The organism is Halobacillus faecis (genome assembly GCF_007991335.1).
Lineage (GTDB): Bacteria > Bacillota > Bacilli > Bacillales > Halobacillaceae > Halobacillus > Halobacillus faecis.
The window spans coordinates 289,439-315,366 of the sequence record NZ_BJYD01000012.1 but is presented as its reverse complement, the minus strand read 5'-3'; the positions used below and the strand labels follow the sequence as shown (position 1 = coordinate 315,366).

General features: G+C 44.2%; 21 protein-coding genes. 4 read left to right on the top strand and 17 right to left on the bottom strand.

Going from position 1 to position 25,928, the window contains the following annotated elements; genetic code table 11:
- Window positions 1–89: 89 nt before the first annotated feature.
- The 3 genes from HFA01_RS07935 to HFA01_RS07925 all read right to left on the bottom strand — a co-directional run bounded on the left by HFA01_RS07935 (window position 90) and on the right by HFA01_RS07925 (window position 3,891).
- Window positions 90–1,376: an alpha/beta hydrolase family protein gene (locus HFA01_RS07935; protein ID WP_146814962.1), complete on the bottom strand. Its 1,287-nt coding sequence runs from the start codon at window positions 1,374–1,376 to the stop codon at window positions 90–92.
- Between the two features lie 136 nt (window positions 1,377–1,512).
- A complete protein-coding gene (locus tag HFA01_RS07930) occupies window positions 1,513–2,685 on the bottom strand; it encodes an MFS transporter (protein ID WP_146814960.1) in 1,173 nt (390 codons plus the stop codon).
- A 165-nt stretch (window positions 2,686–2,850) separates the two neighbouring features.
- Window positions 2,851–3,891: an ATP synthase beta subunit C-terminal domain-containing protein gene (locus HFA01_RS07925; RefSeq protein WP_146814958.1), complete on the bottom strand. Its 1,041-nt coding sequence runs from the start codon at window positions 3,889–3,891 to the stop codon at window positions 2,851–2,853.
- Between the two features lie 152 nt (window positions 3,892–4,043).
- On the opposite strand from HFA01_RS07925, the gene HFA01_RS07920 reads away from it, so the two are divergent.
- A complete protein-coding gene (locus HFA01_RS07920) occupies window positions 4,044–4,796 on the top strand; it encodes an alpha/beta hydrolase (protein WP_146814956.1) in 753 nt (250 codons plus the stop codon).
- Window positions 4,797–5,095: 299 nt separating this feature from the next.
- Here the strand turns inward: HFA01_RS07920 and HFA01_RS07915 are convergent, their stop codons facing one another.
- Together HFA01_RS07915 and HFA01_RS07910 are read right to left on the bottom strand one after the other, a co-directional pair.
- The gene (locus tag HFA01_RS07915) at window positions 5,096–6,487 is read right to left on the bottom strand and encodes an amidase (RefSeq protein WP_146814954.1); all 1,392 of its coding nucleotides are present in this window, start codon (window positions 6,485–6,487) and stop codon (window positions 5,096–5,098) included.
- 14 nt (window positions 6,488–6,501) lie between these two features.
- Entirely contained in the window at window positions 6,502–7,779 is a 1,278-nt protein-coding gene (locus HFA01_RS07910; protein ID WP_146814952.1) for a sensor domain-containing diguanylate cyclase, read from the bottom strand.
- 273 nt (window positions 7,780–8,052) lie between these two features.
- Here HFA01_RS07910 and HFA01_RS07905 point away from each other — a divergent pair, with 273 nt between their 5' ends.
- On the top strand, window positions 8,053–8,661 hold the full coding sequence (locus HFA01_RS07905) for a hypothetical protein (RefSeq protein WP_146814950.1): 609 nt from the start codon (window positions 8,053–8,055) through the stop codon (window positions 8,659–8,661).
- A 223-nt stretch (window positions 8,662–8,884) separates the two neighbouring features.
- Here the strand turns inward: HFA01_RS07905 and HFA01_RS07900 are convergent, their stop codons facing one another.
- From HFA01_RS07900 to HFA01_RS07885, 3 genes are all read right to left on the bottom strand, one after another.
- Window positions 8,885–9,589, bottom strand: coding sequence for a CAP domain-containing protein (locus HFA01_RS07900; RefSeq protein ID WP_146814948.1), 705 nt, complete (start codon window positions 9,587–9,589; stop codon window positions 8,885–8,887).
- Window positions 9,590–9,669: 80 nt separating this feature from the next.
- A complete protein-coding gene (locus tag HFA01_RS07895; protein WP_146814946.1) occupies window positions 9,670–10,815 on the bottom strand; it encodes a DEAD/DEAH box helicase in 1,146 nt (381 codons plus the stop codon).
- Between the two features lie 733 nt (window positions 10,816–11,548).
- Window positions 11,549–11,989 (bottom strand): SRPBCC family protein, encoded by a 441-nt coding sequence (locus HFA01_RS07885; RefSeq protein ID WP_146814942.1) that lies wholly within the window; start codon window positions 11,987–11,989, stop codon window positions 11,549–11,551.
- Between the two features lie 137 nt (window positions 11,990–12,126).
- Here HFA01_RS07885 and HFA01_RS07880 point away from each other — a divergent pair, with 137 nt between their 5' ends.
- Together HFA01_RS07880 and HFA01_RS18880 are read left to right on the top strand one after the other, a co-directional pair.
- Complete coding sequence (locus tag HFA01_RS07880; RefSeq protein ID WP_371860322.1) at window positions 12,127–13,536, top strand: Na+/H+ antiporter NhaC family protein; 1,410 nt, start codon at window positions 12,127–12,129, stop codon at window positions 13,534–13,536.
- Window positions 13,537–13,700: 164 nt separating this feature from the next.
- Window positions 13,701–13,871 carry a hypothetical protein gene (locus HFA01_RS18880; protein WP_167506203.1) on the top strand — a complete coding sequence of 57 codons (171 nt, stop codon included), beginning with the start codon at window positions 13,701–13,703 and terminating at the stop codon, window positions 13,869–13,871.
- A gap of 139 nt (window positions 13,872–14,010) precedes the next feature.
- On the opposite strand, the gene HFA01_RS07875 is transcribed toward HFA01_RS18880, so the two are convergent.
- The 9 genes from HFA01_RS07875 to HFA01_RS07835 form a co-directional block, all read right to left on the bottom strand.
- Window positions 14,011–14,496 (bottom strand): GyrI-like domain-containing protein, encoded by a 486-nt coding sequence (locus HFA01_RS07875; RefSeq protein WP_146814938.1) that lies wholly within the window; start codon window positions 14,494–14,496, stop codon window positions 14,011–14,013.
- Window positions 14,497–14,684: 188 nt separating this feature from the next.
- The gene (argF, locus tag HFA01_RS07870) at window positions 14,685–15,641 is read right to left on the bottom strand and encodes an ornithine carbamoyltransferase (RefSeq protein ID WP_174787811.1); all 957 of its coding nucleotides are present in this window, start codon (window positions 15,639–15,641) and stop codon (window positions 14,685–14,687) included.
- The gene (gene carB / locus HFA01_RS07865; protein ID WP_146814936.1) at window positions 15,641–18,643 is read right to left on the bottom strand and encodes a carbamoyl-phosphate synthase (glutamine-hydrolyzing) large subunit; all 3,003 of its coding nucleotides are present in this window, start codon (window positions 18,641–18,643) and stop codon (window positions 15,641–15,643) included. The genes argF and carB overlap by 1 nt, the downstream gene beginning before the upstream one ends.
- Window positions 18,633–19,697 carry a carbamoyl phosphate synthase small subunit gene (locus HFA01_RS07860; RefSeq protein ID WP_146814934.1) on the bottom strand — a complete coding sequence of 355 codons (1,065 nt, stop codon included), beginning with the start codon at window positions 19,695–19,697 and terminating at the stop codon, window positions 18,633–18,635. The genes carB and HFA01_RS07860 overlap by 11 nt, the downstream gene beginning before the upstream one ends.
- A 111-nt stretch (window positions 19,698–19,808) precedes the next feature.
- Window positions 19,809–20,969 (bottom strand): acetylornithine transaminase, encoded by a 1,161-nt coding sequence (argD, locus tag HFA01_RS07855; protein WP_146814932.1) that lies wholly within the window; start codon window positions 20,967–20,969, stop codon window positions 19,809–19,811.
- A complete protein-coding gene (gene argB, locus HFA01_RS07850) occupies window positions 20,966–21,775 on the bottom strand; it encodes an acetylglutamate kinase (protein ID WP_146814930.1) in 810 nt (269 codons plus the stop codon). Before argB ends, argD begins: the two co-directional genes overlap by 4 nt.
- Complete coding sequence (gene argJ, locus HFA01_RS07845) at window positions 21,738–22,964, bottom strand: bifunctional ornithine acetyltransferase/N-acetylglutamate synthase (protein WP_371860320.1); 1,227 nt, start codon at window positions 22,962–22,964, stop codon at window positions 21,738–21,740. The genes argB and argJ overlap by 38 nt, the downstream gene beginning before the upstream one ends.
- A gap of 20 nt (window positions 22,965–22,984) precedes the next feature.
- Window positions 22,985–24,022 carry an N-acetyl-gamma-glutamyl-phosphate reductase gene (gene argC, locus HFA01_RS07840; protein WP_146814926.1) on the bottom strand — a complete coding sequence of 346 codons (1,038 nt, stop codon included), beginning with the start codon at window positions 24,020–24,022 and terminating at the stop codon, window positions 22,985–22,987.
- A gap of 437 nt (window positions 24,023–24,459) precedes the next feature.
- Window positions 24,460–25,767, bottom strand: a complete 1,308-nt coding sequence (locus HFA01_RS07835; protein ID WP_167506202.1) for a lysine N(6)-hydroxylase/L-ornithine N(5)-oxygenase family protein — start codon at window positions 25,765–25,767, stop codon at window positions 24,460–24,462.
- Window positions 25,768–25,928 lie beyond the last annotated feature (161 nt).

The following is a 25,928-nucleotide window of genomic DNA, read 5'->3' as shown; positions in this document are numbered from 1 at the left end:
AAAAAGAGAGGGACCGCCTAAATAGGCGGTCCCTCTTTTTTCTTGCTTTATTCAAACTCCTTTATCTCTAAGGTTCAGCTTTACGTCCTTTACTGGTCAAAGCCGTGTTGGTTCAGAAATTCAATCATGCCCTCTACAAGTCCATCCGCAAGAGGCAGGTCAGGGTTTGTGTAGGTGGCTAAGTTTTCATCTCTATTCTCAGGAGCTTCCTTCAGCACATGATTCATCCCATCCACAAGCATGAGTTCCGCCTCTGGCTCTGCTTTTTTCAAGAGCTGCGCTTCCGAATCTGGTACTTGAATATCATTCGTGCCATTCACAATTAATGTCGGAACATCCAATTCAGCCAATTGCTCAGCAGGATCGTATGCCATCCATGAAAGGAGAAAAGGTTGGACATCTGGAGCAAAAACCCCTTGCAGAGACTGGCTGACATCATCAACCGTCTTTCCATCCCGCATTTCCCCAAGTATTGTTTGACTTTCTTTGAACAAGTCTTCCGGTAAACTGTCACCGAGTTGATTTTCTAATACATGATCGATGGTCTGACCTGCCCCTGCCAAGGAAATAAATGCTTCTGTCGTTTCAGCACCTGCCGCCATCATTCCGACAAGGGAACCTTGACTGTGACCAATCACAGCTATGTTCGTAATGCGTTTATCATCTTCTAACGTTTCCAGCCATTGTTTAGCATCATCAATGAAAACTTCAAATCTCATTTCACTGTTGCCAGTTACGGCATTCATATTTTTGCCTGCGCCTCTTTTATCATATCTTAAGGAAGCAATCCCTTTGTCCGCTAAGGATTCCGCCAAAAGTTTGAGACTATTATTGTTTCCTGCACCTTGAGAGTTTCCATTCCGATCCGTCGGTCCTGAACCCGGGATAATTAAAGCAACAGGATAGGGACCTTCATGATCAGGCAGCAATAACTCGCCATATAATTGTCCTGTAGAGGTTTCAATGGACAAGAACTCCCCTTCTTCTTTCCCTTCCCTTTCACCTTTTGTCAATGAGAATGGAAACGTTTGTCCGTTCTGTGTAAAAGTTCCGCTCAACCGCTCTCCATCTAGTTCTCCATCAAACTGAACAGACTGCCCTGGTAGAGGCATTTTAAAAGAAACATTTCCTTCCTTGGCAGCTATTTCAGTTAATGAAAAATCTGTAACGTTCTGTGCAGGAATAGTGATTGTCCCTTGCCAATCTTCTCCTGACTTAAAGTCGACCAAAATGTTCAATGGTTGATTGGGGATTTGAATTTCCCCCTCCCAGTGACCTTCCAACTGTTTATCTTCCTGGCCTTCAGCTTCCTCATTTTTTCCGTTGCAGCCGGTAATGATAAAAAGTACAAGACCTATTAAAAATAGCTTCTTCATCGTCATCCTCCCTCATATCTACCATTTTACAAGAGATGAAGGAAATTTATAACTAGATGAGAGCAAACCATTTCAATTGTTGTGGGTGATCGCCCTTCACAAAAACACTCCGCCAATAGTGACGGAGTGCTTACATCTAGGCTTGAGTCTGACTTGATTTCTTACTATTGAGGAAGAACGTTGTTATGAACATAAGAGCAAGGAAGACAATCACGATACTGAAACCACCGGCCATTCCGAAAGCTTCAGAAGCTAGTCCGACAATGTAACCCGCAATACCACCGCCGATTCCTGCAGCGATATAAATGAGTCCAAGCGCTGAACCACCTGTTTTAGATAACTGAGTACCAAACGCTGTCGCGGTCGGGAACAAGGTTGAGAAAAACAATCCTGCCCCAGCGAACAAGTAAGGGAAATTCTCAGCGACTAGGAAACTGGCTCCTACCATTAACAAAGCGCCGGCAGAAAACGTAATTAAAATAATGCGCTCATTAATCCAATTGGTCAAATAGGCGACACCAAGGCGACCTGCCATGAAGAAGATGGAGAAGACAGACAAGATGGTGGCTACCATGTCCTCTTTATTCGCCGTTGACATGCCGCCCAGGTCAAGTGACTTCAAATACGTCGGGAAGAAATTCATGAACGACACTTCCGCAGATACTTGGAAGACAAGAAAAATCATGAGAAAAACAAACTGAGCGTCTTTCAACATAGGGATGAATGCTTTCAAATCGATTTTTTCTGCTTTTCCTGATGGAAAAGCTACGCTTGTAATATAAATGATCACAGCAACTAAACTGACGGCAATTCCTATATAAAAATAACGCCACGATGCAAATTGGAACATGTAGTTTAGAAACTGTGGAAATAGCACCATTCCTAATCCGTAAACACCCATGGCAAGGTTGAACATCTGATTTTGCTTTTTCGGGTATGCCGCAGGAACGATTGCATTGGAAGCGACACCGAGTGCCCCTAAACCGAACCCTACAATCATATAGAAACCTAAGAAGAACATAATATTAGGTGCAAGACCTGTTCCGAGGAAACCAAGCCCCATGATGATAGACCCGATGATCGTCATCGTTCGCAAGCCTTTTTTATCGGTATAGTAGCCAATGAGAACACTAGCAAGCGTGAATCCGAGTTGGAAAATAAGAACGACCAGCCCGAATTGACTCATATCGAGTCCCAGGTCCTTTTCTACCTGATCGAGTACTATTCCTTTTGTATTGGTTACACCACCCGAAATAAATTGGGTGAACATAAGAATAATTAATGCATGTATACTTCTTCCCTTTGTCATTTGGGTACCTCCTGAAAAGTTGTTTATATTTCGAACGTTTTCAGGAGATTCCCCGCTAATTTACAGCTGAAACTGTCTTTTTTCATGTAAACGTTTTTTCATGAAAATTTTTTTCTTCCCTATATCCTACCGTATGCTTCTGTTTCATCCTCCATATATTTCAATTTAATCCATACTGCCGATCATAGAGAATTCGTCGACTCCTTTGTGATCGTAGACCCCATCCGTAATTTTCCTTACGTCTGCAAGCATCTTTTTAATTGGAACATGAGCCCCTTTCACACCTGTAAATGCCTCGGCTACAAAAAATGGCTGGGTTAGGTAAGACTCTAATCTTTCTCCACGCTTAAACAGCTGCTTATCTGCATCTGACAAAGGGTCCATCCCACTCGCACGAACGATAGATTTCAATTCACGGTACCGACGCAACATTTTTTGAGCTTTTTGTTGGGTTGAAAAATGCTCCTGATCCAAGTTGGCACCTTCTAAAACGGAAGACGTGGAGTAGATCGGATGGATTGCGGGATACATATGACGCGCAGACAGGTCCATATCAAACTGCCATAAGGTCTCAAGAGGTCCATATGGCAAATCTTCATCTACAGCTTCCCCTTTCAAATCCACGAGAAATGTAGTAACGGACGCCTCCCCTGCCCATTTTTCCTGAAGACGATAAATGCTTCCATTCTGCACATGAGAACGATCGGATACGAAAATAACTTCATGGGTTTTAGACGCTTGAACAACTGCCTTCTCCGCTTCGTCTATAGAGAGGTGGATGGAATCTACATCAGCTGTAATGTCCGAAACCTCCGGATGATCTCCTTTGGGCTGAAGCATGACAATGAAGTATCCTTCTTTTTTCAAGCGATGAAAGATTTCTGCTAAAACTACCAACTGCCCCATACCCGGCCTGGCTACTAAACCAGCCGTTCCACCTTTAGCCAATGGCGCGAACAAATCGACCGTCTTGATTCCCGTTTCAATCATTTCGAATTTCTCCCCTCTGATAATCAGTTCATCCACACTACACTCCGCTAAGCTTGCCAAAGCGACCAACGTCCGCACTTCGGTTCTACCCAACGCAATTTTACCTGTACAAAGATTCGAAACTGTTGCAGGCCTTAACCCCACAGACCTTGCCGCTTTCGTTAAGTTCGGCACCCGTCTTCTTAAAAGCGCAACATTCAAGTGAATAGATTCCATCATTTACCTCCTTTGTTACTTTATACAGTAATATAAATTACCCTTAAAAGCAATAACTTTTACTTTAAAAAGTGATTTTAATTACTTTTAAATTAAAAATTAAAATTTACTATTTTATGATAAACTGTTAAGAAAGCTTTGGAGGTAGGGAAATGGAGAAGATTACTTTTCGAAATAACCAAGGATTGAAACTAAGAGGGGTTTTTCAAAAGGGGACAAATGACAAGTTGATCATCATGTGCCACGGCTTTCGTTCCAACCGCTCATCGCGAGGTCGATTCGATCGCTTTGCAGAACGTTTCCAACACCTCGGATACAACGTGATGCGGTTTGATTTTGGTGGATGTGGAGAAAGTGAAAACCGCCCGTTAACCCTCGAAGCTGAAATCAGTGATCTTACAGCTGCCATTGATGATGCCGTATCCAGGGGATTTACTGAAATCGCTCTATACGGCCACAGCTTAGGAGCACGCGTCTGCCTGGAAAGCTATCAACCCACTTATATTAAAACCATGATTCTTACAGGAGCAGGGACCGGTCCTGTTACATACGATTGGACAGAAGAATTCACTTCCTCTCAACTAGAGGAACTAAAGGAAACCGGTTATCTGAAACAACCTATGGAAGACCTTTATCGTGAAGAGATTGTCATATCAAAGCAGATGTTAGTAGACTTTGAAAAAGTAAATCAGGAGGTGTTGCTGTCCTCTATCCAATGCCCTGTCCTGATTGTGCATGGGGACCAGGGAGAAGAAGAAATTTTACTGCCTTTGACCCAAAAGGGAATGAAATGGCTCCCACCTTCCTCGCAGTTGACGATCATTGAAGGAGCCCCTCACAGCTTTGAGGGTTACCTTGACCACGTTGAAAAAGCAGCGACCAACTGGCTCCACAAACACTTCTAACTAACGCTTCCTATACTTGAAGACTCAGTTTCGAGATGCTTTCGGGTTTCGTTTGCCAAAATGGGAATCAGGGGCGGAGGGGAATGGCGAGACTCCTGCGGGAAAAAAGTGCAGGGTGAGACCCACAGGACGAAGTCCGAGGAGGCTCACCGCGCTCCCGCGGAAAGCGAGCTATTCCCCGCAGCCCCCACCCACTCAAAAAAAGTCTCGAAACTATGTCTTCAAGAAACCTGCCATATTGTTTAATAAGGGACAAAAGTAAAGAACCAGAAATCCCATGGCAGGGACTTCTGGTTCTTTTAGATGATTTCGTTATACTTGTGCCACCACGGGCGTGCTTCTTCAAGCTGGGAGGCCAACTTCAACAGGGTTCGTTCATCGCCGAATCTCCCGGTGAAATGGGAACCAATCGGAACATTTTCTTCATTCCAATAGAGAGGAATACTCATCGCCGGTTGTCCCGTTACGTTTGCTACAGGTGAAAGATGGGCATAGGCGGCAGACACATTCAATATCTCATCAATTGTTTTTTCTTCCCCGTTATAACAACCTAAAGGTAAAGCGGACTTAGAATTGACGGGATGTAAGAGCACATCATACTGATCAAAGAACGAGTGAAATTTCACACTTTCCGTAGCTAGGAACATACGTGCTTGCTCGTATTCCATTGCGGTGTAGCCTTCCGCTTTCTTAATCAATGTCGAAAGCATTTTCTCCAAATTCTGCTCATTAGGCTTAACCCCATTCATTTTTGCAGCCCCTTTGACAGCCAATGCGCCACCGACGACCCATACAGTAACGAATGCATCCATGAAGCGATGGAGATCAAAATTTGGATAAGCAACTTCTACTTTATGGCCGAGCGATTCACAAAGCTCCGCCGTATTACGAATGGCAAATTGCACATCTTCTTGGATCGGCATCCGTTCTCCGAAGTCCGCCATATAAGCAATTTTCAATGAGCCCAGATCGTCATGAGAAATTCCGGCATAAGGGTCCTCTTTCGCCGGGGTTGCAAATAGATCACCTTTTTGCGGTCCTTCTAGTAGATCAAGGAGTGCAGCACTGTCTCTTACTGATTTCGTTACCCCATGGCTGACAGCAAGACTGTTCAAATGCATGGAAAAAGGAGTCCTACCCCTCGTCGGTTTCAACCCAAACAAACCACAGTTGGAAGCGGGGATTCGAATCGATCCTCCTCCGTCGCTGGCATGTGCAAAAGGAACCATACCGGACGCAACAGCAGCTGCTGCTCCTCCGCTTGAACCTCCAGGTGAATATTTCTTGTTCCATGGGTTCTTCGTAAACCCTAAATGGACAGATTCCGTAGCAGGCGTAAAGCCGAATTCAGGTGTATTGCTTTTCCCAATAAAGGTAAGCCCTCCTTTTCTGAAGCGTTTGACGATTTCATCATCCCCACTCGCCTCAAAACCTTCCATCATCTTAGAGCCGTAGGACAATGGATGTCCTTCGACAGCATTCAAATCTTTGATCAGAAAAGGAAGGCCCCGAAAATATCCGTCTGCATTCACAGGTTCATTTATGTAGTGGACAACAGCATTTAATTCAGGATTCTTACGTTCCATGACTGCTTTATAGTGATGAATGACTTCCGATATATCCAATTCTCTGTTTTCTAGTTTCGCTTTTAATGCAATAGCATCAAACTGATGAAGCTCTTGGATTTCCAATGCGGATTCCCCTTTCATGAACCATAAGTATAAACCGACACACAACTTCTCCCATTTTCTTTCGCCTTGTATAGTGCTCGATCTGCTTTGGTAAGAAGTTCTCCCTGATCCATCCCATGTTCGGGATATATGGAAACTCCAATCGACACACTGATTTCAATCTCACACCCTTGCAGATGAATGGGTTGGAGCACACGATCCAGCATTCGATCCGCCACTTTACGAGGGTGATTGGTGTCCGCTAAGTCTGATAAAAGAATAACAAATTCATCGCCACCCAGACGAGAGAGCATATCCGTTTTCCTTAACCCCTGACTGAGACGTTTTGTAAAGATGACAAGTAATTCATCACCGATTTGATGTCCATAGCGATCGTTGATTTGTTTGAAATTATCCAGATCAAAGAATAATAAGGCCAAAATCGAGTCTTGATGGTTTACCCTCTTCAACTCATCCTCCAGTTTTTCAAAAAAGTACCGCCTGTTCGGAATATTTGTTAACTGGTCATGGTAAGCCATCTCTTTTAATTGATGCTGCTGTTTTCTTCGTTCCGAAATGTTGCGGCAAATCGTCTGGACGGCCTTAATTTGGTGGTATTCAACAAGACCTCCATGTAACTCGACATCCATGATCGATCCATCCAATTTTTGAAGTTGACGTTCAATCGGACCTTTTACATATCCGCCCGACAATAACGTATTCAGACGTTTGCGCACATCTTCATACGGTTCATTATAGAGGAATTTTTTTATATCCTGACCAAGTAACTCTACAGCTTTCTCCGCTCCCAGTAAATCCATTCCTGCCTGATTCACATAAATGATGCGATCTTCTTCATCATGCAGAAAAATCGAGTCCGGAGAAGTTTCGACGACCGATTCATAACGACTTTCACTTTCTATACGTTGACGCTCTTTCTCTTCAATCAGCTCCATCATTTGGGCCGATTCCATTTTTATGTATAGCAGATAAGTTTCTCCCACTTCTACCGATTGAATAGAATAAGAAATCTGAAACGGATTAGGGGAACGCTCAGAGCTCTCCACTAAATGATTGCGATGGTTCTCCGATCTTTCCATCGTCTCCTCAATATGGTGTCGTTTCGCCTCACAATAAAGGTCATCTAAAGCACATCCTTCCAGGTCTCCATACACCCGTTGCATCGTGGCATTGATATAGGTGAAAATCATCTTCCCTTTTACATTTTGAATGATAGCTAGCGCATCACTCAAATGATGAGATATGTTTTTTAATAGTGATGGTTGGTTGATTAAGGAATGGATGGTATTCATATATAAGCACTTCTTTCCTGTTAAAAATAAGGTGAAAAGAACTAGAAAATAATGTATTAACTTAAAAAATTATAACACTAGTTCATTATTCCCTTCCATTTATAAACAGACTTTTTACATTTTTCTTAATCATCCGCCTTACTTACTCTCACTGACCAGCAAACCCAACATCCTGTGTTTTATTTTATTTCAATAATGGCGATCATTTTCTACATAGGTTTACCTGAATTTGGGGAGGGTAAATAAACCGAAAGCTTTCAGGAGATGAGCCAAATGAAGGTCTATAAAAATTTTGTCCTTCCATTCCTTCTATACTCCCTATTCATTCTCGCTGCTTCGGCGATCCATTACCTTTTATCGCCACCCCCGTTTCAATATGTCAGGAGTATCATTTTCTTCGGATTAGCCCCTGCTTTAATCCTTTATGCGAATGACAAACAACTTTGGTTCCGTTTCAGTCTCCGCTGGGTTATAAAAGTAAGCCGGCGCCCGGTTTTAAGTTCAATCCTCTTCGTAGCAGGGGCACTCGTAAGCTTCGATTTGGCTTTTCACCTTCCGTTTAGCCAGTATGTTCACCTCTTTCTTTTATGGTTCGGGTCTTTCTTTTACTGGGCACATTTATTGCTGCAGTGCTCTTTCATCAACCCCCCTAACTACATGAGACGCTTTCTGTATATAATGCTGACATCACTATTATTTGTGCTTTATCATGAAGCTTCTTCCTACTTCAATGGAGTGTATGAATCTGAGGCCTTTTTTTACACAGGTGTGATGATCATGATTATCCAACTGTTTGCCTTAATCATGCAGTGGGCCGATGCTGAGAAAAATACTGATCCTGTAAACGTAAAAGGATATTTCAAATCCGTCTCCAAAAACTAATCTCCCAACGCTTTCCTTTAAACTTGAAATGTTTAGACTGTTTCCGTTACATTTGTTCAATATAAGAGACGAGGGGAAACGAACAGCCATCCTGGTGAATAGTCTGCACCCTAGTGCTTTTACCTGAGGAAGCAAAGAGTTGCACAGCCTTCTCTGATATGCAGGAAAAGGATAGAAAAAGCCGGATTCCTGTAATTACAGGAATCCGGCTTTTTTTCATTCGTTAACGAGGGGTCATAAATAATTGTGTCCAGTATCTCTTATAAGGCCCTGCACCTTCCATGTATCCTACACCAATATGCGTGAAGTCTTCATGTAAGATGTTGGCCCTATGGCCGTCACTGTTCATCCAACCTTCTACAACTTCCTCAGGAGTCCGTTGACCTGCGGCAATGTTTTCCCCTGCTGCCTGGTAACGGAAATCGAACTCGTCCATCATATCAAATGGCGAGCCATAGGTCGGTGAGGTATGGCTGAAATAACGTTTGTCCGCCATATCCTGCGACTTCACATTGGCTAATGCGCTCAAACGATTATGCGTTTGTAATGGCTTGAGTCCCCGCTCTTCCCGCTCTTTATTGACCAAGGCAACAACCTCTTGTTCGAATTCTTTCAATTCATATCCAGAGAGTGAATCCCCTGATACCCGTTCAGTCGGGGAATCTGAAGCTGCTTGCTCTTCAGGAGGTTCATCGGGGTATTTCCATTCCACATCTTCAAGGAATTGAAAGAACGACTGGACATCTACTGCAAAGTTTTGAAACTCGTTTTTTATATCTGTATTCTCTACTAAGCCCTGCACATGTTGCGATACCCTTTCATAGGAAGCCCGTGGGCCTTCTTTCCAAAAGTCCTGGGCAGATACTGGTGTCGCAATGACGATGATCACAAACAAGGCCACAAGAAAGAGAAAAAACTTTTTAATCATATGGATTCTCTCCTTACTTCACGCTAGAAGTACTCTCTTCCAGTATTCCATGGCATCGCTACGAAGGCAAACGGCAATATTTAACGTTGGGAGAACCTTAATTTCCCTTTATAAATCTCTGCTTTGTGGAGGGACAGCTCCAAATCACGCGCAAACTTCTTCAAACGTTTCTCTTCTACAGGGTTTACCAGGGAAACCACCGTTCCTTCTTGAGAACCAATTCTCCCGGTCCGACCTGCACGGTGGATATAGGATGTCATATCTTTAGGAACATCAAGGTTAATGATATGGTTGATTTCTATAATATCCAGCCCTCTTGCAGCCACATCTGTTGCAAGTAGTAATGGATATTCCCCTTTTCGGAATTCCTTAATCGCCTTCGCCCGTTGTTCTTTTTTGGCATCACTGTGCAACAAGCCAATATCCAGGTGTTTGTACGTAAGTTTCTCGGCCATGACGTTAAGCTTGGCAATATCCTGCATAAAAGCAAGACCTTTAAATGCTTCCATACGCGCCAGTTTTCTTAATGTCTCGATTTTTTCTCTGTCTTCACAAACAATATAGGTATGAGTCACATCCGGTTTTTTCAGTTCTTCTGTGACCCGGATCACTTCTGCTTCTTCATCCATGAAAGTTTGAGCTATTTCAATGACCTCGTCAGGCAAGGTCGCGGAAAACAACAACGTCTGCGTATCACGCATCGTACTTTTCAACACATCTTCAACGGTATGGATGTGTTCTGGAACAAGTAGTTGATCTGCTTCGTCCATAATGACGGCTTTGATTTCATGCGCCTTCAATTTTTTCTTTTGTATCAATTCATACACACGACCTGGTGTGCCAACCACGATGTGGGGCTTTTTCTTCAGCTTGTCCATCTGTCTCTTGATATTCGCTCCACCAATCATCGTCATGCTGGTGATGCCGCTTCCCTTTGTCCAAGTCTGGACTTCCTGATGAATCTGCATAACTAATTCATGAGAAGAAGCCATAACCAACACTTGTGTATGCTTCTGCTCGGGGTCTACTTTTTCAATGAGAGGGAGTAAATAAGCCAGAGTTTTTCCACTGCCTGTAGGAGCTTCAGCTACTACATCTGTTCCTTGTAAAATGAAAGGAATGGTCTCTTCCTGAACTTTCGTCAAGCTCTCATATCCTGAAACCTGCCATGCCTCTTTCGTAGATGGGGATAATTCCTCAAACCACGATTGATTGATCTCTGTCATCTATAATCTTTCCTTTCCATATATCTTTAGAATTCCTACTATACCCTTCTATTACCCACCCCGCCCTTCAATTAAAGCTCCCGATTGTGGAAGACTCAGTTTCGAGACTTTGGTTGAGTGGGTGGGGGCTGCGGGGAATAGCTCGCTTTCCGCGGGAGTGCGGTGAGCCTCCTCGGACTGCGTCCTGTGGGGTCTCACCATACACTTTTTTCCCGCAGGAGTCTCGCCATTCCCCTCCGCCCCTTTGCCATATCAATATTTCGAAACCATTTTCGGAATAATCGGCTTTTATCCACTTGGTAATTGGAGGAGAATGAACTCCGAAGGTCGCTACTTTGAATGTGAAAAATCTTGCTATAGAGCGCTTTACGCTTATAACACCAGGATAGTGAAAGGCACCCTTCCACAGTAGAGGGGTTCGTTTCTCACCTTCTTGGAATGGGGTGGCTGGGAAGCTGCGAGACTCCCGTGGGAGAAAGGAGATAGGCGAGATCCCGCAAGGCGGTAGCCCGAGGAAGCTCGGCTCTCCCCCACAGGAAAGTGAGTTGCTTCCCAGCCACCCCTAACGCTCAACAAAGCAACGAACCCCGAAACTTCTTGTGATCGAGTCTTCCACAATCCTGCCATTTAGTTGAAGAGGGAGTTTTTTATATAAAAAATAGACCTCTTTCCATATTGGATAATGGAGAGGCCTTTCATACATGATCCATAGCTTATTCTTATTATACCACCATTAAGAAGAAGATTCGATAAACTTCTTCAAATGCTGAAGGTGGTCTTGGTCTTCTTTTTTGATGATCTGCTTGATGAGCGGTTTCATCAATTTGTTTCGTAAGCCTTCCGTGTAAAGCTCCCCTTGGAAGTCTACCCTTGTTCCTTCTGAAGTTTGTACGAACTCATAATGATACCGTAAATCCAATCCATGCTGATGACTGCGGACAGAGTATTTGCGATTGGGATCAAAGTCGGTGACCTCAATGATTGATCGTGCTTTTCTGCCTCTGATTTCACGAGTTTCCTGGAACCTGTACCCTTCTTTGACAGGACCTTCACTCAAGAGTTGTACATCAATGACTGTATCCATAATTTCAGGGCTGTTGCTGAAATCCGTAGCCATCTCAAAAACTTCTTCTACCGGCTTTTTGATGGTGATGGACTGATTCATAAAAGCCATAAGCATCCTCCTCTGTAAAAAGCTCTATCCCCTATATTCGCCTTCCACGCTCCGACTCCTTTTTTACGTGACAAGAATATCCTGGCAAAACACACACAAGCTAAAGGAAGCACTCAAGAAAAGCGAGGTATATGTATATGGGTTGGATCTCCGTCGTTCCTTTCATCGTGGTCATTATTGCAGCTATATGGACCAAACAAGTTATTCCTAGTCTATTATTCGCTGTTGTCGTGGCTGGTTACATTATCGACCCGCACTGGCTGGGCGGAATGATGACAGCCTTAGGGTTCATCATTGAAGGATTGAGAGATGAAGCCAACTTGAAGATCATCCTTTTTCTATATGCCTTCTCCGCTCTCATTGGACTTGTGAAAATGTCCGGAGGCATCAAAGGATTCGTCAAAGAAGCAACAGAACGGATTGATCATAAAAAAGGAGCGTTCATCCTCACCTGGTTGTCTTCATTAGGGACTTTCAGTGCCCCAAGCTTTCGGATCGTTACCATCGGACCTGTGATGAAAGCCTTGAGAAGGAATATTCCAATGACAAAACAGGAGCTTGGATTTGTCATTGAAACGACAGCCTCTCCTCTCGTTGTCTTAATTCCAATTGCCACGGCATTTGTAGGATACATGACTTCGGTTATTGAACTGTCTTTGCAGCAAGCGAACACCGAAGGAGACGCTTATTCCTTATATATCAGCAGCATTCCGTTTAATTTCTTCGCCTTTTCCATGCTGGCTGTCGGTTTCTACATGAGTTTTTTCCATAAAAATAAGAAGCCTGCAACCGATGCAGAAAACATGGATCAGGAAAAAAAGGAAGATGATGATCAGTGGGAAGACTGCCACCCAGCGGTTACGAAAAACCTCCCTGCTCAACCATGGCATTTAATTGTTCCGTTGATCAGCGTCATCGTCCTGACGTTCTTTCTTATGTATATGGTCGGAATCAGAGATGGAAAATCAGGGTTTGATGCTCTGATCAATGCCAATGTTCTTGATGCTATGGTGCTAGCCGTTGTCCTTACCTTAATTGGATTTGTCGTTTATTTAAAATTTCGTAACGAGGAGCTAAGGAAAATGATGAATACCCTCGTCGATGGAGGAAATGAAATGATGAGCGTCATCGTTCTTCTTGCCATGGTGTGGGGGTTGAGCAGCGGATCCGAAGCATTAAAATTTGCAGATACCATTTCTAAGTCTTTCGATTGGATTCCCGCAGGATTTGTAGCCGTTATCCTATTTGTAGTCGGCTGCGGGCTTTCATATTTCATCGGGTCTTCCTGGGGCACCTGGGGAATTCTCATGCCTGTTGGTATATCGATCGCCACTGTAGCCGGAAGTTCACTGCCCATTGTCATCGGAGCTGTTTTTGCCAGTGGAACATTCGGGGCTTTCGCATCTCCTTTAAGTGATGATACGAATACGACAGCTGGAATTTTGAATTTGAATCCGATTAAGTATGCAAAATTCAAGCTGAAACCGGCTCTCATTGCGGCCGGATTCGCTTCTGTCCTCTATTTTGGTTTGTCTTTCTTTTTATAATTAAAAATGAAAGAACCCTTCTCATATGTCCGTTGCACAATCCGAAAAAAATAAGCACAGCTTCCAGCTTGAGTAAGACTGTTCAGCCAGAGGATGTTTTTTGAATTGAAGCACCCTTCTTCCAGACAGTCCACTATGATACGGTATGGTCGGAGGGTTCCAAAATGAAAGACTATTCTATTTACCTTTGGTCTACGGTGTTTCTCAGTTCAATGTTCGGTTGGGGTCTATTCCCTTTAGTAGGAATAGGGGCTTTTGCCATACCTGTGATCGCTCTTTTAATCTTGATTTCTAATCAACTGAATCGATTGGAAAGTAAATGGGATCAAAAGTGATTGATGAATGTGAAGTTATGAACAGAAAGTCCAGTACACGCAGCCAATTCGTCGGTGCCTGGCACTAAAAGAAGAACATTAAAAAAAGACACGGAAAAGCAAGGAGACACTACAACGTGCATCCTTGCTTCCCTTTGTACTATTTAATTGGTAAAAATAAGCGATAACTCGTTTCAGCACCTGTATAAGGTTTGTATTCCTCGAATCCGAATCCTTCCACCTGTTGATAGCCTTCATCCTCGATCCACTTATGCAAATAAGCGTAAGGATTGAAGTCATGAACCGAAGGGTCATATTCAAGCATGGCATACGTATGAGCAGGGATGGTCTTTGTAATCATGTTTGGCGGAATTTTCTCGAAGCTATCGACCTCTACAGCAGCAATCCAATAAAAGGCATCGGTCATCTCATTCCAATTTGGCGGATCGACGAACATTCCGATGGAACGTGGCGCGTTGACCCTGTTTCTTACTTTCGGCAAATTGGTCGTATGGAACTGCTCCATCAATCGCGGAATTTTATATTCCCGTTCATCCATCATGGTTTGACAAGAGACACCCACGACCTTGATATTGGACCTACGAACAACCTGGGGTTCCACAGCGGTTGTCAATTGCTTACTCATTGCATGGCCACTCCTTTTGGTTTTGAATATTCTCCCTAACTACTTCCACATCGATCCTAGATTTCCTTGTAAAATTTGTGCGTTCGATGAAATTCGTAGCCTTTCGACCTTCTTTTTACATGATTTTATTTTATGAGGTCCTATTCCTATATCCTATTGTTGGTTCGGTCTGAATTATGCTCATAAATTCACTTCCATCCGACGACCGCTTGTAATATGGCCTTTTGGACATGCATCCGATTTTCAGCCTGCTGAAAGACCGCCGAATGACTCCCGTCAATGACGCTTGCTGTTACTTCTTCTCCTCGATGGGCAGGAAGACAATGCAAAAAAGAGACATTCGATTTAGCTTTGTTTATTAACGCTTCATTTACTTGGTAGTCTTTGAAATCCAACAGACGTTTTTCACTCTCCTCTTCCTGCCCCATACTTGTCCAAACATCTGTGTAAATAACATCCGCATCCTTCACGGCCTTTTCTGGATTCTGTTCCAGTACAACGGATCCGCCATATCGCTTGGCAAGCGCTTGAGATTTCTCAGTAATCAAAGGGTCAGGCTGGTATCCGTCAGGGGCAGACACGACCATTTCCATCCCCATCATAGCCGCTAATATCATCAGTGAATGAGCGACATTGTTACCGTCACCGATGTAAACAACCTTCACTCCGCATAGGCGACCTTTCAGTTCTAAAATGGTGAAGATATCAGCTAAAGCCTGACACGGGTGATAGATATCGCATAAGCCATTAATAACCGGTACAGAGGCGTGTTCAGCAAGCTCTTTTAATCTTCCGTGCGAGTTCGTTCTGAACATGATGGCATCAACGTATCCAGAGAGCACACGAGCCGTATCCGCAATGGTTTCACCGCGGCCGACCTGGATGTCTCTCGTGTTTAAATAAAGGGCATGACCGCCCATTTGAACCATGCCAACTTCAAAGGAAACACGTGTCCGCGTTGAAGATTTTTCAAAAATCATCGCTAGGTTTTTCCCTTTCAGTGATTGGGAATAGGGGTTTTCTTTTAAGTGTTGAGCCTGCGCTAACAATTGGGATACCTCAGCTTGATTATAATCAAGCCAAGTCAGAACGTCTTTCCCGTGCATTGAACCATCTGTTGAATACATTTGTTCCATTAAATTCATTACGATCGCACTCCTTCACGTTTATTACCCGGCAGAGGGGCGGGGACGAAATCTTTACAAGTCAACGATTGGATATAAGCATTGAACGTCGCTTTTTCACTAAACACTGTCATTCCATTTTTCACCGCCTGAATTCTGCGTTCGCTATCCTGTGAACTTGATCCATCATTGAGATAAATGGATGCTTCCTCAACCTTGAGCCACTCGTCAAAGTCCTTGAGTGAAAAAGTGGAATCCCCTTCAACAAAGCAGGAATCTCTTACTTCTAGCGCATTCGGTAAATGGGAGAACACTTTTCGTAAGGCTTCTTCTGTGGTCTTTCCAAGGCACATCCCCTCACCCGTTGATTTCATATTCGGACCAAGCTTATGATCCACTTCCGTCAATGCATAGGAGGAGAATACAGGATATTTCACGGCGGTTTGCTCAAACACAGGTGTTGGGATGGAGGTCACATCGACTTCACCGGATGTCAGTACGCGGACGGCTAAATCAACAAGGGGAACGTCTGCCACCTTGCTCACAATCGGTACCGTTCGACTCGCTCTCGGGTTCACTTCCAACACATACACGTTTTCTCCACTCAGTAAAAACTGGATGTTCATGATTCCTTTGTAATTAAAATGGCGTACGATTTTATGGCTGTAGGATTCAATGGTCTTCTTGACTTCATCACCAAGCGTGGATGGAAAAAGGGCCATACTGTCTCCGGAATGCACGCCTCCCGGTTCTAAATGTTCAATGACCTCAGGAAGATAGATATTTTCACCGTCCGCCACGAGGTCCACCTCTACTTCTTTTCCTTGCATAAAGGTGTCTAGAACAATCGGGTAGTGGCGATCATCCGCTTCTTGGAGTGACTGTCTCAACTCATTCATATCTTTGACAATGACCATCCCCTGACCGCCGATGACATAGGACGGACGGCAAAGAATCGGAAATGAGTAATGCTCTGCTGCTTTTAAAGCTTCATTTTTTGTATGACAAGTGGTTCCTGAAACATATGGGATGTTCAAATCATTTAAAGCCGCATAGAATTTATCTCTGTCCTCGAGCGCATCTAAAACGTCTGTCTCAACTCCAGCAAGCGGAACCCCTTCCGCCTCTAGATCGGCTGCTAAATTGATGGCTGTCTGCCCGCCAAATGATGTGAATACAAGGTCAATGTCTTCGTGATTAACGATGGACGTTATGATTTCTTTTTGAATCGGTTCAAAGTATAGGCGATCCGCTGTTTCATAATCCGTACTGACGGTTTCCGGATTGTTGTTCACCATAATTGTCGTCCATCCTTGTTTTTGCAGACTTTGGATGGCTTTCACAGCACTATAATCAAATTCAACTCCCTGACCGATTCGGATCGGGCCGGATCCGAGAATCAACGCTTTTTTCTTCCCGAGAAGTGGTGAAATTTCATTCACACCTGCAAATGTGCTGTACACATAGTTTGTAGCTGCTTCGAATTCTGCTGCACATGTATCGACAAGCTTGAATTGACGAAGAATCCCGAAAGCTTCTCTCCTCTTTTGCACTTCTTTTTCAGATATCTTAGCAAGGTGAGCAATCTCCTTATCCAAAAAACCACAGACTTTCACTTTTCTTAGAAGCGCTGCATCCAATGTTTGCTGCTGCAGACACTTTTCTAAATCGACAAGATTTTTCAGTACATGTAGAAAGAAGCGATCAATCTTCGTATTTTCGTGTATCGTCTCCAAACTTTCTCCTTTTCTTAGGAGGTGGAGAATAGCGAAGTAACGCAAGTCTGTTGGTTTCTCCAGGTGATCCCATGGATTCTGTATGTCGGGAATGTTCGTATCCAGAGATTGGACGGCTTTTTGAAAAGCCCCTTCCAACGTCCGGTCGATGGCCATGACTTCACCTGTCGCCCTCATCTTCGTCCCAAGCTTACGGTCCGCTTCTGAAAACTTATCGAACGGCCAGCGCGGGAATTTAACGACAACATAATCAAGCGCCGGCTCAAAGCTTGCGAACGTATAGCCGGTAAGTGGATTTTCGAGCTGGTCAAGTGTATAGCCCAAAGCCACCTTGGTCGCCATTTTGGCAATCGGATACCCCGTGGCTTTCGAAGCCAGGGCTGATGAACGACTCACTCGGGGATTAATCTCGATCACATAGTATTGACGACTTTCTGTATCAAGCGCGAATTGAACATTACAACCACCGATCACATCGAGTTCAGAAACAATCTTGAACGCCGCTGTTCGGAGCATTTGGTAATCGTTATCCGACAGTGTCTGGGAGGGAGCGACAACAATGGAGTCTCCCGTATGAACGCCCACGGGGTCGAAGTTTTCCATATTACAAACGGAAATACACGTCCCATTGTGGTCCCGCATGATTTCATACTCAATTTCCTTGAAACCTGCGATACTCTTCTCGACGATGACCTGGTGGATCGGACTCGCTTTGAGCCCCGTCGCAATCAACTCTTCCAGTTCTTCCGGTCTGTGAACGATTCCACCCCCACGTCCTCCAAGCGTGTAAGCAGGACGACTGATAATCGGGTAACCCACTTTTTTAGCAAATGCCTCCGCCTGCTCAATCGTCGTAATCACTTCACTCTCGGGAACGGGTTGGGACAATTCATGCATCAACCCGCGGAACAATTCTCTGTCCTCCCCTTTTTTAATGGAATGGACACTGGTCCCTAACAACTCGAGATCATATTTCTTGAGAACGCCTTCTCTTTCCAATTCAACAGCTAGATTGAGAGCGGTCTGTCCCCCGAGGCCAGCAAGAAGCGCATCCGGTCTTTCTAAATCAATAATTTTCGTTAGGCTTTCCACAGTCAATGGTTCACAATAAACTACATCAGCCACGTCATGATCTGTCATGATGGTTGCAGGATTGTTGTTGACGAGGACGACTTCACACCCTTCCTCTTTTAGAGCGAGACACCCCTGCGTACCTGAGTAATCAAATTCTGCGGCCTGGCCGATCATGATTGGCCCTGATCCAATGACTAGCACTTTATGAGACATGTGTCTTCACTCCTTTGTTCTTAACAATCGTAATAAAATCATCAAACAACCATTCTGCGTCTTTCGGTCCGGGATGCGCCTCCGGATGGAACTGTGCGGACATAATCAATTTCGACTCATGCATTAAACCTTCGATGGAACCGTCATTGACGTTGTAAAACCTCGGTACGAGCGGCGTACCATTCAAGCTGTCTTCTTTGACCACATAATTGTGATTCTGCGAGGATAGAAACACTTTACCTGACACTACGTCTTTGACTGGATGGTTCGCTCCTCGATGGCCGAATGTCAACTTCGTTGTGTCTCCTCCAAAAGCAAGAGCGATGACCTGATGCCCCATACAAATCCCGAAAGCCGGAAACTTTTCCAAAGCCTTTTTCAGAAGTGGTAAAACGTCCCTGGTATCCTTCGGGTCCCCTGGGCCATTCGATAGCACAATGGCGTCCGCCTGAAGCGTCTCCAGCATCTCGACCTGGGTGAAAGGAAGAACCGAAACCCGAATCCCTCGTTCAAGGAGGGCATTTAAAATCGATTTCTTCCAACCAAAATCGATCAAAGCCACGTGCATGCCCGTTTCTCCATAACTCTCAATTTTTTCACCACTTACCTGTTGAATTTGATCCGTCTTTTTAGGCAGGAAGCGATAATCAGCCTCGAAAGAAAGGGCGGCTTGCTGCGTTCCTTCTGCACGGATCGCCTTGGTCACTTCCCTCGTATCTACTTCTGTCATGTATGGAATGTTTTGTTCGTTCAAGTATGTGCCTAGAGACTTTTTTGATTGAAAATGCGAAGGAACATCTGCACAGTGGTACATGACCACACCACTGACTTGAATCTCCTGGCTCTCTCCGTCCTCATCGTTGATTCCATAATTACCTATCAATGGATACGTAAACACCACAATCTGTCCTTTATAAGAAGGGTCAGTGAGAACTTCCTGATAACCTGTCATGCCGGTGAAGAAGACAATCTCACCCTGAACGTTTCGGTCAAAATTCGGTGAAATTTCTCCTTCGAACGTTGTGCCGTCTTGTAAACTTAAGTATCCTTTCATTCCATCACCCCACAAAATGAATATTTATTATATATTACGTATTTTTATACATTGAATTTCCAGGAAAGACGGTGCTGAACACGACTGTGAACATCACCGTCTATACAATTGTTATGCTTTTTGCAGACTTTCTTCATGCTGTTGGATCGATTCAGTAATTAAAGCAACAGCTTGGTCCATTTCCTCATATTCCACAGTCAATGGAGGGAGCAGCCTCAATACATTCGGTCCGGCTACCACAGCCAGGAGTCCTTTTTCCCTTAATGAGTGAACGATTTGAATCGCTTCACCAGATATGGATATCCCCAACATCAAGCCTTTTCCGCGTACTTCATTCACAATATTAAACCGTTCCAATGAGCTTTCCAGCTTCTCTTTAAATACTGTGCCTTTCTCCGAAACAGCTTCCAGGAAATCAGAAACAAAGATTTTCTCCAGCGTCGCTTTCACCGCTGTTGAAGCTAACGGATTCCCACCGAACGTAGAACCGTGGGATCCAGCCGTGAAGGAATCTTTTAATTCAGCTTTCCCTACCATTGCCCCGACAGGGAACCCACTTCCAAGACCCTTAGCAGCTGTAACGATGTCAGGATCCAGTCCATGGTGTTGATAGGCAAAGGCTTTTCCTGTACGACCGATTCCGGTTTGAACTTCATCAATGATTAAAAGGGCGCCTAATTCCCGGCATTTATCTTCGACCGTTTTCAGAAACTCTTTGGTCCCCGGTACGACTCCACCTTCTCCCTGGATGACCTCGACCATGATTGCAGCCACATGGCCGTCATGCACTTCCTCTATTTTTTGTACATCGTTATAAGGGAAGTATTCAAAAGTCGGAAGCAGAGTACCGAAGCCTTCATGAATCTTTTCCTGCCCGGTTGCACTCATCGTAGCAAAGGTCCGCCCATGGAACGATTGCTTGAATGTAATAATCTTCTCTCGCCCTGTATGTTTACGGGCAAGTTTGATAGCCGCTTCATTCGCTTCTGCCCCACTGTTACAGAAAAAGACGTAATCGAGTCCAGACGCTTCACTCAATAAATCCGCCGCTTCCTGCTGGACGGGTATTTGGTACAGGTTTGATACATGCCAAACCTGGTTCAACTGTTCTTGTAACGCTTCCTGAACTTCTGGAGGTCGATGCCCGAGATTGCAGACAGCTATTCCGGATACAAAATCTAAATAGTCTTTACCTTCATCATCGGTCACCGTTGTTCCCTGACCAGATACAATGGTTAACGGAAAACGATTATACGTAGGAAATAAACTCACTCAACGGTCTCCTTTCTTTTCGCTCGGATGGATGTGCCATTCAACATGTCACCTTCCATCAAAGGTTTTTTTCCACTTACTATCTTAACTTCTTCTAAATGGTCGGATAAGGCTTCCGTTGCAGAATGAACTTTCGGAATCATTCCACCATAGATGGTTCCTTGATCAATCATTCCTTCAATTTCTTCGGGGGTTGTGAGTGCAAGTATTTCATCTTCGACGAGTATGCCTGGGACATCCGTCACATAAAGGAGTTTCTCAGCACCGACAGCTGTAGCAATAGCTCCAGCAGCCACATCGGCGTTGATATTTACCGTCTGATGATCATCCGTTCTCCCAAAAGGGGCAACCACTGGAAGATAGCCTTCATCAATAAGCTTTTGGAGTAGCACTGGGTTCACATCTCTAACCTCTCCTACAAGTCCGAGATTTTCCTTATCCAAATAATCGGCTTGCAACAATGAGGCTTCAGATCCTTTGACTCCGACGGCTTTCATTCCCTTTTTCATAAGATGGCCTGTGATTTTCCCATTTACAGAACCCCCAAGAACCATTTCTACAACCTCGAGCGTCTCCGGAGTCGTTTTTCGTAACCCGTCATAAAATTCACCTTCGATATTCAGTTGATCCAGCAATCTTGTAATCGCAGGACCTCCGCCATGAACAATGATCACTTGATAATGTTTCTGCAGGTCCTGAAAGCTGTTATAAAAATCATCGGTGAGTTGATCGAGCATACTTCCTCCGAGCTTTATGACAATAACAGGCTTAGGTTCTGTAACTGGCATTGATTTTGACGTAGTCATATGTCAAGTCACACCCCCACGCCGTGCCTTCTCCGTCTCCTTCACGAAGACGGATGGTAATTTTCACTTCTTCATTATCCAAGTCTTCAGTAGCCTGTTCTTCAGAAAATGGACACGGGGTCCCGTTACTGAATACCAATTGATCTTCAATGTAAATATCACACTGATTCGGATCCAATTCAGCCTCACTGTGGCCAATCGCACCGACAATCCTTCCCCAGTTGGCATCCAACCCATAGACAGCTGTCTTCACCAAGCTTGAACCAACCACTTTCTTACCTATAACTCTCGCTTCTTCGTTTGTACGAGCACCGGTAACCACTACTTCAATCAGCTTTGTGGCCCCTTCTCCATCTTTAGCGATTTGTTTGGCAAGATCTTCACAAACGAGCTGAAGAGCGGTTTGAAAAGCTTCCCAATCCGGGTGTTCTTCTGTCAATGGTTCATGATCTATTTCCCCATTGGCAAGCGTCAGCACCATATCATTCGTTGAAGTCTCTCCATCAACCGTTATCTGGTTGAAGGATTTATCGATAGAAGAATTTAACGCGCGTTTTAAATCACTGGATTCAATGGTAGCATCTGTCGTGATAAAGCCAAGCATTGTCGCCATGTTCGGGTGAATCATCCCGGAGCCTTTGGCTGCTCCACCGATGGAAACGGTCTTTCCTCCCACCTGCACCTGATAACATGCATGCTTTTGACAAGTGTCTGTCGTAAGAATCGCTTGCTGAAAATCTTTGTACCCTGTTCCTGAAATCTCTACGTTCTCACAGCCGTGGGCGATTTTCCCCATCGGAAGCTGCTGTCCGATCACCCCTGTGGACGCTACAGCCACGTATTCATTCGGGATATCAAATCTTTTTGCAATCATACGACGCATCTCATAAGCATTGGCAAGACCTTCTTCTCCTGTGCATGCATTAGCGACTGCACTATTGATGACAACGCTTTGTATTTTCCCTTGTTCCGCAATGCTTTCCTGCGTCACTTTGAGAGGCGGGGCCTGGAAATGGCTTTGAGTGTAAACAGCCGCTGCAGAAGCCGGTCGCTCACTCATAAGAAGAGCGAAGTCCTTTTTTCGGTATCTTAATCCGCTATGAATCCCACCAGCCTTGTAACCTTTCGGTGTCAGAATGGAACCATCCGCTATTTTTTCAATTGTTTGGGTGTTCTTCGCTTGTATCAAACCATCTCTCCCTCTCTTCATTAAGGATAAACCGGCAGTGGCGCAAGCCCTGTTCTCTCATCATATTGGAATACAAGATTCATATTCTGGACCGCCTGACTGGCCGCCCCTTTCATTAAGTTATCAATGACACTTACGATGGTGACCCGATTCGTTCGGGCATCGATCGTAAGACCGATGTCACAGAAATTAGATCCGTACACATCTTTCGTACACGGAAACCCACCCGATTCCCTCACTCTGACGAAAGGCTGTGACTCATAGTAGCTCTTAAACTTCTGACGTAAGTCCTCTTCACTCATCTCTTCTTTTAACTGAAGATAAATGGTCGCCATGATTCCTCTCGTCATCGGAACGAGGTGTGTTGAAAAGGTGACTGGCTCCATTTGATCGTCCCAAATGGATAATTGTTGTTCAATTTCCGGGATATGCTGGTGTTGATTCACTTTATAGATTTGAAAATTCTCCTGGGTGTGAGCAAAATGGGTGATTGGATTTGGATTTTTCCCAGCCCCTGACACCCCTGATTTCGCGTCAATCACGACCGAGTCAGACTTCACCAATCCTTCTTTGACTAGTGGTCCCAAACCAAGTAGTGTCGCTGTCGGATAGCACCCTGGATTGGCAATAACATCCGCCTTCTCTATTCGTTCTTGATTCCACTCTGGTAGCCCGTAGACGGCAGCTTCAAGCGTCACATCAGGAGCTGCTTCTTTTTTGTACCATTGTTCATAAGATCCAGAATCTTTCATTCTTAAATCGCCAGAAAGGTCAATGACCTTTGCAGGACCACCCTGCAGTTGGGGTGTCAATTTACTAGAAACACCGGATGGAGTCGCAAGGAAAATGACGTCCAAATCTTTCCTCATCTGCTCCGGAATTAAATCATGTAACACATAAGATTCTCCCCCTTGAAATTGAGGGTAAATGTCTTCAAATTGCTCCCCTGCCTGGGAAGATGAATATAAGGTTATCGCTTTAACTTGTGGATGATTTGTTAATAAGCGGAGCAATTCAATTCCGCCGTACCCGGTCGCACCTACGATCCCTGCTTTCACTTTGAATCCACCTCTATGTATATTTATTATTTCATCTGTATATTTACAATATTATTAACCCTTAGGAAGCAGATGTCAATAGATTACCATCACAATTTGTTAGTTTTACAGATTCTTAATGTGTACACTGCCTGATCTCAATAATTCCTATTGAGATCAGATTGTAAAAAGATAAGGAAGAACGGCGACTTATCCACATGTGTATAAATGGCCATCCCCCTTCACGCTATCTGCTTTTATTCACATATGCACAATTTTATACACATTATCAACAGTACCCCCTGCGCTATTGACTCCAATAAAAGTTCCCTTCCCCTACATACGAAGTATCAAGATTTCGCATGAGGAAAAAGCACGCTCCCTCTCCTGCTCCCCTTACAAACACCACGAAAGCATATAAAAAACCCCCAGCCGTGAATGGCTGGGGGAAATGATTTTCAGACGTTGAAGGACTGGAAAATGTTTTTTTCGTTCATTGGGAAAACTTCGCGTCCCACGAGGTGGTTGATGATCACTTTATTCCGGTGGATCGACAACCCAAGGTTGGTGGAACCTACGCCGTGGGTATGGGAGATCCCACTGTGCACATAAATTTCATTGGCTGTCTCTTCTGACGTGACAAGCCGATAATCTGCGGTCACCTTATATCTTCCTTCTTCATCCCATACAAGGAAGTCTTCCAAGTGGTGGACAAAGTCCGGAACATAAGGCTTATAGCCCGTTGCTGCAATCACAAGATCCGTTTGATGCGTGAATGTTTCCTTTTTCTGATAGTGGTAACATTCGAGTTCATAGCCACCATCAGCTTTAGGACGGACATCCTTCACTTCACTAAGCACCTGCAGTCCGACATTCAGGTCTTCTCGCCCGACTGAATACTCGTAAAGGAGGTTGTAAATATCATTGATTGTATGGTTACTGATTCCTTTATAATAGAGGCCCTGATTGGCGAAGATTTCATCTTTTTGCTTTTGTGGAAGCTGGTAAAAATAATTCACATAGTCCGGTGAAAAGTGCTCGAGGCTTAGCTTCGATTCTTCCATCGACTCAAAACTCGCCGAGCGTGTAATCCAATCAAGTCGATAGCCGCAATCGCGTTGTTCTTTCAGAAGTTCGCGGAAAGTTTCGGCAGCACTTTGGCCGGAGCCGACAACCGTAATCGAGTCCGCTTTTCTGCAGCGGTCCTGGTTCGGCAGGAAATCGGCTGTGTGGAAAACGTCTTCTGAAGGGGCATCTTGGAATGTGCGTGGCATGACCGGCACACTTCCGGTTCCCATTACTAAATTCTTCGTATGGTAAACCTCTGTTTCTCCATTTTCTACATTCGTCACTTCTACCTCGAAAAGCTCTTCGTTATCATTGTAATGTTTTATATTCGTGACTCTTTTTCCAAATCGGCAGCTGTCGACCTGTCGAGCTACCCATTGGCAGTAGTCATTATATTCTCTTCTCGGGATGTCGAGCCGCTGCAAAAAGTAAAACTGATACATCCGCTCATTTTTACTGATATAGTTCAAAAAGCTATATTTGTTCGTCGGATCCGCCATCGTCACCAAATCAGCGATAAAAGGAACTTGCATTTTTGTCCCTTCAATCAACATTCCTGGATGCCAGTCAAAAGCACTATTCTGTTCAAAGAAAAGGGGTTCAACATCCTCTATTTCATCCAGCAGGGCAGCCAGACTCAAATTAAAAGGTCCTACACCTACACCAATCAAATCATAGATCTTTTCTCTTTGTTCCATCATCGACGACTCCTTTATGTTACGTTCCTAAAATGTTTGGGGAATCTTCTATTCCCAAAAATCACCCTGAGCTTTCCCACTCCAAAGATGGTGTCTTTTCAGAAAAATTCCCGATTTCTGAAAAGGATGTACTACCCTTATGTTATCATATCCACATCCTT